General features: G+C 65.0%; 16 protein-coding genes. 5 read left to right on the forward strand and 11 right to left on the reverse strand.

Features of this window, described 5'->3' with window-relative positions; genetic code table 11:
- Positions 1 to 96: 96 nt before the first annotated feature.
- The 5 genes from ACSUZJ_RS00515 (at position 97) to ACSUZJ_RS00535 (ending at position 6,207) form a co-directional block, all read left to right on the forward strand.
- Complete coding sequence (locus tag ACSUZJ_RS00515; protein WP_499412332.1) at positions 97 to 2,013, forward strand: DUF885 domain-containing protein; 1,917 nt, start codon at positions 97 to 99, stop codon at positions 2,011 to 2,013.
- A gap of 197 nt (positions 2,014 to 2,210) precedes the next feature.
- The gene (locus tag ACSUZJ_RS00520) at positions 2,211 to 3,008 is read left to right on the forward strand and encodes a CsgG/HfaB family protein (RefSeq protein ID WP_499412333.1); all 798 of its coding nucleotides are present in this window, start codon (positions 2,211 to 2,213) and stop codon (positions 3,006 to 3,008) included.
- Between the two features lie 334 nt (positions 3,009 to 3,342).
- Complete coding sequence (locus ACSUZJ_RS00525; RefSeq protein WP_499412335.1) at positions 3,343 to 5,097, forward strand: extracellular catalytic domain type 1 short-chain-length polyhydroxyalkanoate depolymerase; 1,755 nt, start codon at positions 3,343 to 3,345, stop codon at positions 5,095 to 5,097.
- A gap of 299 nt (positions 5,098 to 5,396) precedes the next feature.
- On the forward strand, positions 5,397 to 5,864 hold the full coding sequence (locus ACSUZJ_RS00530; RefSeq protein ID WP_499412336.1) for a hypothetical protein: 468 nt from the start codon (positions 5,397 to 5,399) through the stop codon (positions 5,862 to 5,864).
- Positions 5,865 to 5,943: 79 nt separating this feature from the next.
- Positions 5,944 to 6,207 (forward strand): MbcA/ParS/Xre antitoxin family protein, encoded by a 264-nt coding sequence (locus ACSUZJ_RS00535; protein ID WP_499412337.1) that lies wholly within the window; start codon positions 5,944 to 5,946, stop codon positions 6,205 to 6,207.
- Between the two features lie 70 nt (positions 6,208 to 6,277).
- Here the strand turns inward: ACSUZJ_RS00535 and tatC are convergent, their stop codons facing one another.
- From tatC to hisC, 11 genes are all read right to left on the reverse strand, one after another.
- Positions 6,278 to 7,033 carry a twin-arginine translocase subunit TatC gene (gene tatC, locus ACSUZJ_RS00540; protein ID WP_499412338.1) on the reverse strand — a complete coding sequence of 252 codons (756 nt, stop codon included), beginning with the start codon at positions 7,031 to 7,033 and terminating at the stop codon, positions 6,278 to 6,280.
- Positions 7,034 to 7,528 (reverse strand): Sec-independent protein translocase protein TatB, encoded by a 495-nt coding sequence (tatB, locus tag ACSUZJ_RS00545; RefSeq protein ID WP_499412340.1) that lies wholly within the window; start codon positions 7,526 to 7,528, stop codon positions 7,034 to 7,036. It abuts the gene before it with no gap.
- A gap of 15 nt (positions 7,529 to 7,543) precedes the next feature.
- Positions 7,544 to 7,786: a Sec-independent protein translocase subunit TatA gene (gene tatA, locus ACSUZJ_RS00550; RefSeq protein ID WP_499416661.1), complete on the reverse strand. Its 243-nt coding sequence runs from the start codon at positions 7,784 to 7,786 to the stop codon at positions 7,544 to 7,546.
- 99 nt (positions 7,787 to 7,885) lie between these two features.
- Positions 7,886 to 8,260 (reverse strand): histidine triad nucleotide-binding protein, encoded by a 375-nt coding sequence (locus ACSUZJ_RS00555; protein WP_499412341.1) that lies wholly within the window; start codon positions 8,258 to 8,260, stop codon positions 7,886 to 7,888.
- Positions 8,261 to 8,375: 115 nt separating this feature from the next.
- Positions 8,376 to 8,717 carry a phosphoribosyl-ATP diphosphatase gene (locus ACSUZJ_RS00560; protein WP_499412343.1) on the reverse strand — a complete coding sequence of 114 codons (342 nt, stop codon included), beginning with the start codon at positions 8,715 to 8,717 and terminating at the stop codon, positions 8,376 to 8,378.
- Positions 8,710 to 9,147, reverse strand: a complete 438-nt coding sequence (hisI, locus tag ACSUZJ_RS00565) for a phosphoribosyl-AMP cyclohydrolase (RefSeq protein ID WP_499412344.1) — start codon at positions 9,145 to 9,147, stop codon at positions 8,710 to 8,712. Before hisI ends, ACSUZJ_RS00560 begins: the two co-directional genes overlap by 8 nt.
- A gap of 2 nt (positions 9,148 to 9,149) precedes the next feature.
- Entirely contained in the window at positions 9,150 to 9,911 is a 762-nt protein-coding gene (gene hisF, locus ACSUZJ_RS00570) for an imidazole glycerol phosphate synthase subunit HisF (protein ID WP_499412345.1), read from the reverse strand.
- Positions 9,912 to 9,930: 19 nt separating this feature from the next.
- Positions 9,931 to 10,707, reverse strand: coding sequence for a 1-(5-phosphoribosyl)-5-[(5-phosphoribosylamino)methylideneamino]imidazole-4-carboxamide isomerase (gene hisA / locus ACSUZJ_RS00575; protein ID WP_499412347.1), 777 nt, complete (start codon positions 10,705 to 10,707; stop codon positions 9,931 to 9,933).
- Between the two features lie 28 nt (positions 10,708 to 10,735).
- Positions 10,736 to 11,377, reverse strand: coding sequence for an imidazole glycerol phosphate synthase subunit HisH (gene hisH / locus ACSUZJ_RS00580; RefSeq protein WP_499412349.1), 642 nt, complete (start codon positions 11,375 to 11,377; stop codon positions 10,736 to 10,738).
- 16 nt (positions 11,378 to 11,393) lie between these two features.
- On the reverse strand, positions 11,394 to 11,984 hold the full coding sequence (hisB, locus tag ACSUZJ_RS00585) for an imidazoleglycerol-phosphate dehydratase HisB (protein ID WP_499412351.1): 591 nt from the start codon (positions 11,982 to 11,984) through the stop codon (positions 11,394 to 11,396).
- Positions 11,985 to 12,003: 19 nt separating this feature from the next.
- Positions 12,004 to 13,110 carry a histidinol-phosphate transaminase gene (gene hisC, locus ACSUZJ_RS00590; protein WP_499412352.1) on the reverse strand — a complete coding sequence of 369 codons (1,107 nt, stop codon included), beginning with the start codon at positions 13,108 to 13,110 and terminating at the stop codon, positions 12,004 to 12,006.
- Position 13,111 lies beyond the last annotated feature (1 nt).

Consider the following 13,111-nt stretch of genomic DNA (forward strand, 5'->3'; position numbering starts at 1 on the left):
GCAGCCCGCAAGCGGGCTGAATGGTGCTACTCTGGCGCGCTGGCCGGCATTCGCCGCGGCCGGCGCCCCGATCTACACTCCACAGGGCAGATGACGATGATGAAAACGAAACTCGCGCTGGCAGCCATTGTCGCCAGCCTCGTGCTGGCGCCCGCCAGCGCCAAGCCGACCAAGACCGCCAAAGCGAAGGCGGCAAAGATAGTCAAATCGAAGGCCTCGTCGAAGGCCAAGGCGCCTGCCGCCAAGGGCAAATCGAAACGCAAGGGCAAGGCCGTCGCCGCTGCGGCCGCCACCGGCGCCGCGGTCGCCGCTGCCGCACCGCGCCAGGCCGCATCCGAAAAGCGCCTCGACCGCCGCGCCGACTCCTACAGCATGCAGTACCTGACCGCGCTGTGGCGCATCGATCCGGAAGGCGGCATCGCGGTCGGCAAGTTCGACGCCGCCGCCAACCTGACGATCCCCGACGACGCCACCCGCGCCAAAAAGCTGGCCTTCGCCAACGAGTGGCTCGAGAAGTTCCGCAAGCTCGACGCGCGCCAGATGTCGCCGCGCCAGCGCACCGACGTCGCGCTCCTGATCAACAAGCTCGAAACCGACATCTGGCGTTTGACCACCTTCCGCGAATTCGAGTGGAATCCTTCGCTGTACAACGTGGCCCAGCCGCTCGACCTGATCCTGAATACCGAGTACGCGGCCAAGGCCCAGCGCCTGCGCACCATCCTCAAGCGCCTGGCCGAGGTGCCGGCCTACTACCAGGCGGCGCAGGCGACGATCAGGAACCCGACGCGCGAACACACCCAGCTGGCGATCGCACAGGCGCCGGGCACGCTGGCCGTGCTGGCCGACCTCGGCCAGGCGGCCCAGGACTCGATCCTCAATGTCCAGGAAAAGGCGATCTTCGCGCAGCGCATCGCGAACGCCGGCAGCGCGGTGCTGGGCTATGTCGACTACCTGACGAACCTGGAAAAGACGCTGGCGCAGAGCGGCCAGGCGCGTTCCTTCAGGATCGGCAAGGCGCTGTACGAACAGAAGTTCGCGCTCGAGATCCAGTCGGCCAGCAGTGCCGAGCAGACCTACCGCAAGGCACTCAGCGCGCGCGAGGAACTGCTGGCGCGCATGGACGCGATCTCGGACGAGCTGTGGCCGCGCTACATGACTGGCGTCGCCAAGCCGAACGACCGCTTCCGCAAGATCGGCATGCTGATCGATAAGCTGTCGAGCCGCCATGTCGCGCGCGAGAACTTCCTGCCCGAGATCCGGCGCCAGATTCCGGAGCTGCAGGACTGGGTCATCAAGCACGACCTGCTCACGCTCGACCCGAACAAGCCACTGGAAGTGCGCGAGACGCCGATGTACCAGCGCGGCGTGGCCGGCGCCAGCATCGACGCGCCGGGCCCTTACCGTCCGAAGGACCGCACCTACTACAACGTGACGCCGCTGGATGGCTTATCGAACGAGCAGGCCGAGAGCAGCCTGCGCGAGTACAACGAGTGGATCCTGCAGATCCTGAACATCCACGAAGCCATCCCCGGCCACTACGCCCAGCTGATCCACGCGAACCGCTCGCCGTCCCTGGTCAAGTCCCTGTTCGGGAACGGCGCGATGGTCGAGGGCTGGGCCGTGTACGGCGAACGCATGATGCTCGAATCCGGCTATGGCGGCAACGCGCCCGAGATGTGGCTGATGTACTCGAAGTGGAACCTGCGCAGCGTGACCAACACCATCCTCGACTACTCGGTCCACGTGCTGGGCATGAAGCAGGACGAAGCGATGGACCTGCTGGTGCGCCAGGCCTTCCAGACGCGCCAGGAAGCAACGGAGAAGTGGCGCCGCGTGCAGCTGTCGTCGGTGCAGCTGACCAGCTACTTCAGCGGCTACGCCGAGATCATGGAGCTGCGCGAGCAGCGCAGGCAGGCCCTGGGCGAACGCTTCAACCAGAAGGCCTTCCACGACCAGTTCCTCAGCTACGGCAATGCGCCGGTGAAGATGATCGCGGAGCTGATGCGCGACTGATCGCCTTTGCAGCGAACCACGAGAACCGGGACCAGTGTCCCGGTTTTTTTTTGCCTTGGGCGGTCCGCGCTTTGCCTGTTTGCCGCAAGCCAGCCTGCCCGACTACCCCGCTTGACCGTCCACAAATCCCCCGCAAGGACGCCCCTTACGATTTGATGCTGCCGTTTTGTCATCCTCAAACTCAACCGGGACCCTGCATGAAGACCACTTACCTCCTGCCCCTGCTCCTGCCGCTGGCGCTGGCCGGCTGCGCCACCACGCCCAGCATCGGCGCCTCCGGCGCCAAGACCGTGGCCACCGGATCGGCCGGCGGCGCCATCGCCATCAATGCCAACGAACAGCTCGAAAAATGCGACAGGACGCTCGGCACGCTGTCGATCGTCGAGGAAGCGAACCAACCCTGGATCCAGCAATTCACCGCCGAATACAAGATGCAGAGCACGGTGCCGCTGCTGCGCATGATCGTCCAGCAGTCGAACTGCTTCGCCATCGTCGAACGCGGCCAGGCCCTGCGCAGCATGCAGACCGAACGCGCCCTGATGGAGTCGGGCGAGCTGCGCAGGACCAGCAATCTCGGCAAGGGACAGATGGTGGCGGCCGACTACACGATCACGCCTTCGGTGACCTTCAGCGCCAAGGGCACCAGCGGCATCGGCGGGCTCATCGGCGGACGCGCCGGCGTCGTCGCCTCGCTGATCGGCAGCTCGGTGAAATCGAACGAGGCGTCGACCATGCTGCTCCTGACCGACAACCGCTCGGGCCTGCAACTGGCCGCCGCCGAGGGCAGCGCGCAGAATTGGGACATCGGTATGATGGCCGGCTTCTTCCACCACGGCCTGGCCGGCGCCAGGGGCTTCAGCAACACGCCGCAGGGCAAGGTGCTGGCCGCTTCCTTCATGGACTCGTACAACCAGCTGGTCAAGGCGGTGCGCAGCTACAAGGCGCAGTCGGTCGACGGCGGCCTGGGCAATGGCGGTCAGCTGAAGACCAACTGATTCTCTTCAGGGCGTGCCGCTGCTTGGCACGCCCATCTCTTTTCCCGTTCTCTCCGCGTCGACTCGCCGCCAAAGCTGTGCAAAGCCGCACAAACGGCGTGCTTGCGCTCCACTTGTGTGCAATTTCTCGCTGGCTACAATAAGTTGGCGACTTCCCGTCGCGACTACAACAACAGCCGGAGACACGCCATGCAATTCCTTTCATTGCCGTCCTCCTAGCACCCGCCGCCGGCGGCCTGCTTTCCCTCGTGTCATCGATCCCGGCCGCCGAGAGGCGTCGTCACGTCCTCGCGCGCCCGGGCCCATCGCAGTGCATCACGCAACGGAGGCTTCAATGGCATTTTCCTTCCACAGGGCAGCGCGCTACGCCGCCCTGGCCGCAGCGCTCGTCACCTGCGCCGCAAGCCAGGCGCAGACGCAGGTCCAGGCCGGCCCCGGCACCTGGAGCGCCAACCAGACCTGGGCCAGCGACACCGTCAACGGCGGCGCCCTCACCGGCTACTATTACTGGCCCGCCACCGCCCCTGCGCTTGCCGGCAAGCGCGCCCTGGTGCTGGTGCTGCACGGCTGCTCGCAAACTGCCGCCGGCGACGTCATCGACAGCAGCAGCGACAAGGGCTACAACTGGAAAACAGTGGCCGACCAGTACGGCGCCGTGATCCTGGCGCCCAACGCCACCGGCAACGTCTATGGTGTGCACTGCTGGGACTGGGCCAGGACCACGCACAGCCGCAGCACCGGCCACTCCGGCATCCTGCTCGACCTGATCAACCGCTTCCTCAGCAACCCGCAGTACGCGATCGACCCGAAGCAGGTCTACGTCACCGGCCTGTCCTCGGGCGGCGCCCAGACCATGGTGATGGGCTGCCTGGCGCCCGACATCTTCGCCGGCATCGGCATCAATGCCGGCCCGGCGCTGGGCGTGTCGACCACGCAGATCGGCATGGTCCCATCCGGCTTCACCGCGACCACGGCCGGCAACAACTGCAAGAACCTGGCCGGGACCCAAGCGGCGCAATTCGCGACCCAGATCGCCGGCGTCATCTGGGGCACCAACGACTACACGGTGGCGCAGGGCTATGGTCCGCTCGACGCGGCGGCGATGCGCATCGCCTACGGCGGCAGCTTCACCAAGGGCGCGGCAGTGAGCGTGCCGACCGGCGGCAGCAACATCCCGTACACGGACGCCAACGGCAAGCTGCGCACCTCCGAGATCACGGTCACCGGCATGGGGCACGCCTGGCCGGCCGGCACCGGCGGGCAGAACAGCAATTACGTGGACGCGACCAAGGTCAACTACCCGTCCTTCGTGATGGACTTCTGGTTCAAGAACAACCTGCGCGTGGCGCGCGCGGCGGCGCCGACCATGAACTCCTGCAGCGCGACCGTCTCGGGCTCGACCGTCACCGTGAACGGCGCGGCCAGCGGCGGCACGATAGCCAGCTACCAGGTGACGCTGAACGGCCCGACGCCGGTAAGTGACGCCGCGGCCGGCAGCGGCGCCAGCTTCAGCAAGGCCTACAGCGGCCGCGCCGACGGCTACTACACTGGCAGCGTCACCGCCACCGACAGCAGCACCGGCCTGACCTCGAACGCCTGCGCCATCCCGCAATTCCTGGTGGGAACGGCGCCGGCGCTGCAGCCGCCGGCGGGCCTGGCGGTCTCCGGCAGCACGGCCAGCAGCATCACGCTGGGCTGGAACGCCGCGAACGGCGCCACCGGCTACAACGTCTACCGCAACGGCAGCAAGGTCAACGGCACGGCGCTCACGGCGACCGGCTACACCGACACCGGCCTTGCTGCTGCCACCAGCTACAGCTACCAGGTTTCGGCCGTCGGCAACGGCGGCGTGGAAAGCGCACGCTCGGCGACGGTCACCGGCAGCACGGGCTCCGGCTTCGTTTGCACGACGAGCTCGGCCAGCAACTACAGCCATGTCCAGGCGGGACGCGCCCACGACAGCGGAGGGTATGCGCTGGCCAACGGCTCGAACCAGAACATGGGGCTGAACAACACTTTCTATACGAGCACCCTGGCGCAGACCTCGCCCGGCTACTACATCATCGGCAACTGCCCACCGGCAGACTGATACAACAGGTCAGACGCAGCGCTTGCCGGGGCCTTGGTCCCGGCTTTTTTATGCGTGAACGCGGCACTTCGGCGCCCACGTTCTCGACAAGACTAAAATTGATGAGTATTCGCCGCCACTTCGGCGCCTAGAATACAGGCAGTTTCAGGCACAGTGCCGATTCGACAAACACCGGCGTACGTTGCCGGATAAACGGGGAAGACATGGCAGGCACCACAACCGTTCGATTACGAAACCTCGCGCTTCTACTGTGCGCACTTGTCGTCCAGGACGCCTGGGCTTGCCGGGTCGCTCCCGCCATGCAACTGATGAGCGTGGACGAACAGGTGACGCTAGCCAGCGACGTTTCCGTCGCCCGGGTCACGCGTGCGACGCCACTCAATGGCAAGGAAGTCGAGTACCAGTTCTTCGTGCTGCAACGCCTGGCTGGGCAGGACCGCGACGCCTTCACGATCCGGGGCCGTCCTGCCGCCACCGGCGAGGACAAGACCGGCACGTTCGGCAATCACACCGATCCGGTGTTCTGGAAGCGCGGCGGCGGGCGCGTGATGAACGGATCCGACTGCCGGATCCGGCCGAGCTTCGCCGTCGGCGCGACCTACCTCGTGTTCCTGGATTCGCCTTGGACCTGGCGCAGTTTCGAGCGCATCGACGTCGTGGATGGAAACATCAACGAGCGCGACGAATGGCTGGCCTATGTGAAGGCCGGACTGCACAAGAGAACGACACCGGCACCGCCGGATCCTGCAAGCCCGCCACCGGGCTGACGGCGTTTCAGCGCCGCCTTGGGCAGGAAGGTATGATGACGCATCGGCACTGCTGCCTTTCATCTTCGATCACCAGACCATGAGCAAGGACGAACAACTCTCCCCCGATGCAATGACCGCGCTGCGCGAGCGCTTCGCAGCCCAGTCGCGCAAGGCGCAAGCCTATTACGCGGTCATGCACGAGATCAAAGCCATCGTCGGCAATGACGACGCGGCCAATGCCTGGATGAACGCGCCACTGGCGGCCTTCGACAGCCAGGCGCCGGCCCAGCTGGTCGCCGCCGGCCGCGAGCACGAGGTGCTCGATTACATCCGCACGCTGAAAACGAAGCCGGCGAAATAAGGCACGCCCATTTTGCAGGCATAAAAAAACCGGAGCCAGGCTCCGGTTTTTTTCGATCCGTTCCGACCGCTTACGCCGGCTCTTCCGGCGCCTGCGTCATGCGCACGAACATCGGCGCCACCAGCAGGCCCAGCTCGAACAGCAGGCACATCGGAATGGCCAGGGCCAGCTGGCTGACCACGTCCGGCGGCGTCACGATGGCAGCGATGACGAAGGCGCCGACGATGATGTAGGGCCGTACCGACTTCAGTTTCTCGATGCTGACGATGCCCATGCGCACCAGGATCACGACCACCACCGGCACCTCGAAGGTGGCGCCGAAGGCCAGGCACATCGACATCACGAAGTCGAGGTAGTTCTCGATGTCCGGCATCACGGCAATCGACGAGGGCGCGAATTCCGCAATGAAGTGGAATACGCGGCCGAACACGAGGAAGTAGCAGAACGCGACGCCGCCGATGAACAGCAGCGAGGACGAGATCACCAGCGGCAGCACCAGGCGCTTTTCGTGCGCATACAGGCCGGGCGCCACGAAGGCCCAGATCTGGTAGAACACCCAGGGCAGCGCGATGATCAGCGCCACCATCAGCGTGACCTTCATCGGCACCAGGAAGGGCGAGACGACGCCGGTGGCGATCATCTTCGCGCCCGTCGGCAGCGACTGCAGCATCGGGAAGGCGAGGAAATCGTACACCTCCTTCGGCCCCGGCCAGATCATCAGCGCGATACAGACCACCGCCACGCCGATGATGGCCTTGACCAGGCGGTCGCGCAGTTCGACGAGGTGGGAGATGAAGGTTTCTTCGACTGGCGCTTCTTCGGTCATCTAAAAGAATGAAGTATTAGAGGATTTCACGCCCGGCCGGAACTTGCGCACGCGCGCGGCGCCCGACAAGACCCGGGTCTTGCCGCCGTGGCGATGCTTGTACCAGGCGGGAACGGCGGAGGAACGCACCAGCTTCTTGCGCCGGAAGTCGCGCGCCTTGCGCTCGATGTCGTCGACGCTCGCGCTGGGCGCGGGAGCACTCGGCTGGATGTCGCCCTGCCAGGCCGATTGCACTTCCTGGGCCGCGCTCGAGAAATGATGCTCGATGTCGGACTGGAATTCGGCGGCGCTGTCGGCCACGTCCTTCTGCAGGTTGCGCAGCTCGTCGAGCTGGATTTCGCGGCTGACCTCGGACTTGACGTCGTGCAGGTAGCGCTGGGCGCGGCCATACAGGGTGCCGGCCATGCGCGCCACCTTCGGCAGCTTTTCGGGGCCGATCACGATCAGCGCCACCACACCGATGATGGCGAGCTTGGACAGTCCCAGGTCGATCATGACGCGACGACGGGATTAAGAACGGTGCTTTTCGCGGGTTTCGACGTCGATCGTCGACTTGTCCGCCACCTGCTGGGTCGGCTGTGCAGGATTGGCCGGATTGCTTGCCGACTTCTCTTCCTCACCGCGCACGCCATCCTTGAAGCCCTTGACGGCCTTGCCGATGTCGGAACCGACGTTGCCCAGTTTTTTGGTGCCGAACAGCAACACCACCACGACCAGCACGATTACCCAGTGCCAAATGCTCATCGAACCCATCATTTTCTCCTTCATGGGCACGCGTGCCCAAAATCAATGCAACTTTATGCGCCAGTATACGCCAAGCGGTGCCTGCGTAACCGTCGCTGGGGAATATTGTCAGGTGCCAAGACCACGCCAGGGGCGCGGGCCGCCGTACATGTGCAGGTGCAGGTGATACACCTCCTGGCCGCCGTTCGGACCGCTGTTGATCAGGGTCTTGTAACCGCCGCTGCGCTTGCCTTCGGCATCGACGGTCACACCGACGCCATGTTCGGCCGCCAGCTTCGGCGCCAGGGCCAGCATCTTGCCCAGTAGCGCGGTATGGCTTTCCGTCACGTCCGACAGCGTGCTGATGTGTTCCTTCGGGATCACCAGCAGGTGTACGGGTGCAGCCGGGTTGATGTCCTTGAACGCCAGCAGTTCCTCGTCCTCGTAGACGACGTTTGCCGGAATCTGCTTGGCCACGATCTTGCAGAAAATGCAGTTATCCATGTTGTCTCCAGTGTGCTTGCCGCAACGGCGCACCGCCGGGCAATCCCATCCATCGTAACCGAGAACCATGACGGTGCCATGACGCGCCGCGCAAGAACGGTTGAACGACGCGGTTTTACGCGTCCTTGCGCGCGGCTTTTTCTTCCAGGCCGGACACGCCTTCGCGGCGCGCCAGCTCGTCGATCACCTGCTGCGGGGTGAGGTCGAATTTCGCCAGCAGCACCATCGAATGGAACCACAGGTCGGCCACTTCGTACAGCAACTTCGCGCTGTCGCCTGCCGCGCGCGCATCCTTGGCAGCCATCACGGTCTCGGTGGCTTCCTCGCCGATCTTCTTCAGGATGGCGTCGTCGCCCTTGGCGAACAGCTTCGCCACGTAGGAGCTTGCGGGGTCGCCGCCGTTTTCCGGCTTGCGCGATTCGATCACGGCCGCCAGGCGGGCCAGGGTGTCACTCATGGGTTTTCTTCGTATTCGTGTAAATCGTTTCCGGATCGCGCAGCACGGGGTCGACCGCCTGCCAGTCCTCGCCGTCGAACTTCTGGAAGAAGCAGGAATGGCGCCCGGTATGGCAGGCGATGCCGCCGGCCTGCTCGATTTTCAGGAGCACCACGTCTTCGTCGCAGTCGAGGCGGATTTCCAGCACCTTCTGGGTGTGGCCCGACTCTTCTCCCTTGTGCCAGAGCTTCTTGCGCGAGCGGCTCCAGTAGACGGCTTCGCCCAGCTCCACCGTGCGCGCCAGGGCGTCGCGGTTCATCCAGGCGAACATCAGGATCTCGCCGCTGGCCGCTTCCTGGGCAATCACCGGTACCAGGCCGTTCTCGTCCCAGCGCACCTTTTTCAGCCACTTGGCGTTCGAGGCCGGATTCGTTGCGATCGTGTTCGGCATGTTCAGTCCATCCGCACCGGAATGCCACGCTCGGCCATGAAGCGCTTGGCTTCGCCGACTGTGTGCTGGCCATAGTGGAAGATCGAGGCCGCCAGCACCGCGTCGGCATGCCCTTCGAGCACGCCGTCGGCCAGGTCCTGCAGGCCGCCGACGCCGCCCGAGGCGATCACCGGGATGCCGACCGCGTCCGACACTGCGCGCGTCAGGCCCAGGTCGAAACCGGACTTGGTGCCGTCGCGGTCCATGCTGGTCAGCAGCAATTCGCCGGCGCCCAGTTCCTGCAGCTTCTTCGCCCATTCGACGGCATCCATGCCGGTGGCATTCCGGCCGCCGTGGGTGAACACCTCCCACTTGCCGGGAGCGACCTGCTTGGCGTCGATCGCCACCACGATGCACTGGGCGCCGTGCTTCTGCGAAGCTTGGTACACCAGTTGCGGGTTCTGCACGGCCGAGGTGTTCATGCTGACCTTGTCGGCCCCGGCGTTGAGCAGGCGCCGCACGTCTTCGACCTTGCGCACGCCACCGCCGACGGTCAATGGAATGAATACGGTGGAGGCCACCGCCTCGATGATCGGCAGGATCAGGTCGCGCCCGTCGCTCGATGCGGTGATGTCGAGGAAGGTGATCTCGTCGGCGCCCTGCCCGTCATAACGGCGCGCGATCTCGACCGGATCGCCGGCGTCGCGCAGCTCGGTGAAGTTGACGCCCTTGACGACGCGGCCACCGGTCACGTCCAGGCAGGGAATGATGCGTTTTGCCAGCATAAATATTCTAGTTGGTGCCTCAGGCCTGTTCGCCTTCGGTCAGTTCGTCCGCGCGGGCTTGCGCGGCTTCCAGATCGAGCGTGCCTTCGTAGATCGAGCGGCCGCAGATGACGCCTTCGATGCCCTCGTCCTGCACCGCGCACAGCGCTTCGACGTCGGCCAGGTTGTGCAGGCCGCCGGAGGCGATGATCGGGATCTTGACGGCTTGCGCCAGGCGCACGGTCGCCTCGATGTTCACGCCGCCCAGCATGCCGTCGCGGCCGATGTCGGTGTAGATGATCGATTCGACGCCGTAGCCCTCGAACTTCTGGGCCAGGTCGATGACTTCGTGGCCGGACATCTTGCTCCAGCCGTCGGTGGCCACCTTGCCGTCCTTGGCATCCAGGCCGACGATGATGGAGCCGGGGAAGGCGCCACAGGCGTCGTGCAGGAAGCCGGGGTTTTTCACGGCGGCGGTGCCGACGATGATGTAGCTGATGCCGTCATCGAGATAGCGCTCGATGGTGTCGAGGTCGCGGATGCCGCCACCCAGCTGGACAGGGATCTCCTCGATGTCGTTCTGTTCCGCATACTCCTGGACGACTTGCAGGATCGACTTGATCGCCGACTCGTTTTTCGGCTTGCCGGCGAAGGCGCCGTTCAGGTCGACCAGGTGCAGGCGGCGCGCGCCCTTCTTCAGCCAATGCAGGGCCATTTCGGCGGGGTCTTCGGAAAAGACGGTGGCGAGGTCCATATCGCCCTGTTTCAGGCGAACGCAGTGACCGTCTTTCAGGTCGATGGCGGGAATCAGCAGCATGGTCGTGGTTGGTAAGTGAGCGGAAAGGTCAAGGATTCCAGTGGATGAAATTGCGATACAGGCGCAGGCCGGCGGCCGCGCTTTTCTCGGGGTGGAACTGGGTGGCGACGATGTTCTCGCGCGCGACAGCGCAGGTGTAGTAACCGCCGTAGTCGGTTTCGCCGATGGTGTCGCTGGCGACCTCGGGCGCGACGTAATAGCTGTGCACGAAGTAGAAATAGCTGCCGTCGGCCACGCCATCCCACAGCGGGTGCGCGCGCGTCTGCCGCACGCGGTTCCAGCCCATCTGCGGGACCTTGAAGCGCGAACCGTCGGCCTGCGTTTTTCCATCCAGCTGGAAGCGCACGACCTTGCCCGGCAACAGGCCCAGGCCCGGCGTGCCGCCGTTTTCTTCGCTCTCGTCGAACAGCATCTGCTCGCCCACGCACACGCCCATCACGGGGCGGGTCCTGAATGCGCGCAGCACGGCTTCCTCGGCGCCGGAGGCGCGCAGGCTGTCCATGCAGTCGCGCATCGCGCCCTGGCCCGGCAGCACGATGCGGTCCGCCGCATCGATATCCTCGGCCTTGTTCGACACCAGGATGTCGGCTTCGGGCGCCGCGGCGCGCAGGGCCTGCGCCACCGAACGCAGGTTGCCCAGGCCGTCGACCACTACGATCTTGTTCGTCATGGCTCAGTCGACCCTGTTAAAGGCTGCCTTTGGTCGAGGGAATGATGCCGGCGGCGCGCTCGTCGAGCTGGGTCGCCATGCGCAGCGCGCGGCCGAAAGCCTTGAACACGGTTTCGCACTGGTGGTGGGCGTTCACGCCGCGCAGGTTGTCGATGTGCAGCGTCACCGCCGCGTGGTTGACGAAGCCGCGGAAGAATTCGCCGGTGAGATCGACATCGAAGCTGCCGATCATGGCGCGCGTCCAGGGAATGTGCATTTCCAGGCCCGGACGGCCGGAAAAGTCGATCACCACGCGCGACAGCGCTTCGTCCAGCGGCACGTAGGCGTGGCCGTAGCGGGTCATGCCCTTCTTGTCGCCGACCGCCTTGGCGATCGCCATGCCGAGCGTGATGCCGGTGTCCTCGACCGTATGGTGAGCATCGATATGCAAGTCACCCACGGCCTCGACTTCCAGGTCGATCATCCCGTGACGGGCGATCTGGTCGAGCATGTGGTCGAGGAAGGGCACGCCGGTGTTCAGTTTCTGGCGGCCGGTACCGTCGAGGTTGATCGCGACGCGGATCTGCGTCTCGTTGGTGTTGCGGGTGATTTCTGCGGTACGGGTCATGAAAAGGTGCTCGGTGGGGTCAGGTCGCGGCTTGCGTCGATGCGAGCGCGGCCTTCAGTCCGTTCAGGAATGCGGAGTTTTCTTCCGGCGTGCTGACCGTCACACGAATGCAATTGGCCAGCGATGGGTGCATTTTACTCAAATTTTTGATCAGCACCTTCCCGGATAGCAGTTTTGCGCAGACCCCGGCCGCGTCCGGCACCCGCAGCGAGATGAAATTCGCGGCCGACGGAAATACTTCGACTCCCGGCAGGGCCGCCAGTTCGGCGGCCAGGCGCTCGCGCTCGGCATTGAGCGAGGCGGCCTGGGCGTCCAGTACCTCGACGTGGTCGAGCACGAACTCGGCCGCCACCTGGGTCAGCACGTTGACGTTGTAGGGCGGGCGCACCTTCTCGAATTCGGCCAGCAGCTTGGGCGCGGCCGTCATGTAGCCGAGGCGGATGCCGGCCAGGCCCAGCTTCGATACCGTGCGCATCACGACCAGGTTCTCGAATTCGCCGAGGCGGTCCATGAAGGTCTGGCGCGCGAAGGGTTGATAGGCTTCGTCCAGCACGGCAATCCCGGTGTCGCCCAGGGCGCGCAGGATGGCTTCGATGTCGCTCGTCGCGAACAAATTGCCGGTCGGGTTGTTCGGGTAGGCCAGGAAGACCACGGCCGGCTTGTGCTCTTCGATTGCCGCCAGCATGGCCGGCAGGTCGAGCGTGAAGTCGGCCTTCAGGGGCACGCCGACGAAGTCCGCCCCCGCGAACTGGGCCGAACGCGAGTACATCACGAAGGCCGGGACCGGCGCCAGCACGACGGCGCGGCGCTCCTGGCTGGCCACCGTGGTGGTGACGATCTGGATCAACTCATCCGAGCCATTGCCGAGCAGGACGCCATAGCCTGCCGGGATGCCGAGCCTGGCGCTGACCTTCTCCTTGAGCGTGGCGTAGGACGCGACCGGATAGCGGTTCAGCACCGCGTCGGCCAGGCGCGTGGCCAGTTCCTGGCGCAGCGCGTCCGGCAGCGCGTACGGGTTTTCCATCGCGTCGAGCTTGATGTAGCCGCTCGCGTCGGGCACGACATAGGCGCTGTTGGCGCGGATATCGGCGCGGATGACGTTGGCAATCAGGTTATCGATGTTCATG

Origin of the sequence: Telluria sp. B2 (assembly GCF_051789535.1) — a bacterium.
Taxonomy (GTDB): Bacteria; Pseudomonadota; Gammaproteobacteria; order Burkholderiales; family Burkholderiaceae_D; genus Telluria.

What these genes read in the sequence shown, in the direction of transcription:
- ACSUZJ_RS00560 (WP_499412343.1), bottom strand. Translation starts at nt 8,717, where the DNA reads ATGAGTGACACCCTGGCCCGCCTGGCGGCCGTGATCGAATCGCGCAAG.
- ACSUZJ_RS00520 (WP_499412333.1), top strand. Translation starts at nt 2,211, where the DNA reads ATGAAGACCACTTACCTCCTGCCCCTGCTCCTGCCGCTGGCGCTGGCC.
- tatC (WP_499412338.1), bottom strand. Translation starts at nt 7,033, where the DNA reads ATGACCGAAGAAGCGCCAGTCGAAGAAACCTTCATCTCCCACCTCGTC.
- hisH (WP_499412349.1), bottom strand. Translation starts at nt 11,377, where the DNA reads ATGACGAACAAGATCGTAGTGGTCGACGGCCTGGGCAACCTGCGTTCG.
- ACSUZJ_RS00555 (WP_499412341.1), bottom strand. Translation starts at nt 8,260, where the DNA reads ATGGATAACTGCATTTTCTGCAAGATCGTGGCCAAGCAGATTCCGGCA.
- hisB (WP_499412351.1), bottom strand. Translation starts at nt 11,984, where the DNA reads ATGACCCGTACCGCAGAAATCACCCGCAACACCAACGAGACGCAGATC.
- ACSUZJ_RS00535 (WP_499412337.1), top strand. Translation starts at nt 5,944, where the DNA reads ATGAGCAAGGACGAACAACTCTCCCCCGATGCAATGACCGCGCTGCGC.
- hisA (WP_499412347.1), bottom strand. Translation starts at nt 10,707, where the DNA reads ATGCTGCTGATTCCCGCCATCGACCTGAAAGACGGTCACTGCGTTCGC.
- hisF (WP_499412345.1), bottom strand. Translation starts at nt 9,911, where the DNA reads ATGCTGGCAAAACGCATCATTCCCTGCCTGGACGTGACCGGTGGCCGC.
- ACSUZJ_RS00530 (WP_499412336.1), top strand. Translation starts at nt 5,397, where the DNA reads ATGCAACTGATGAGCGTGGACGAACAGGTGACGCTAGCCAGCGACGTT.
- ACSUZJ_RS00525 (WP_499412335.1), top strand. Translation starts at nt 3,343, where the DNA reads ATGGCATTTTCCTTCCACAGGGCAGCGCGCTACGCCGCCCTGGCCGCA.
- ACSUZJ_RS00515 (WP_499412332.1), top strand. Translation starts at nt 97, where the DNA reads ATGATGAAAACGAAACTCGCGCTGGCAGCCATTGTCGCCAGCCTCGTG.
- tatA (WP_499416661.1), bottom strand. Translation starts at nt 7,786, where the DNA reads ATGGGTTCGATGAGCATTTGGCACTGGGTAATCGTGCTGGTCGTGGTG.
- hisI (WP_499412344.1), bottom strand. Translation starts at nt 9,147, where the DNA reads ATGCCGAACACGATCGCAACGAATCCGGCCTCGAACGCCAAGTGGCTG.
- tatB (WP_499412340.1), bottom strand. Translation starts at nt 7,528, where the DNA reads ATGATCGACCTGGGACTGTCCAAGCTCGCCATCATCGGTGTGGTGGCG.
- hisC (WP_499412352.1), bottom strand. Translation starts at nt 13,110, where the DNA reads ATGAACATCGATAACCTGATTGCCAACGTCATCCGCGCCGATATCCGC.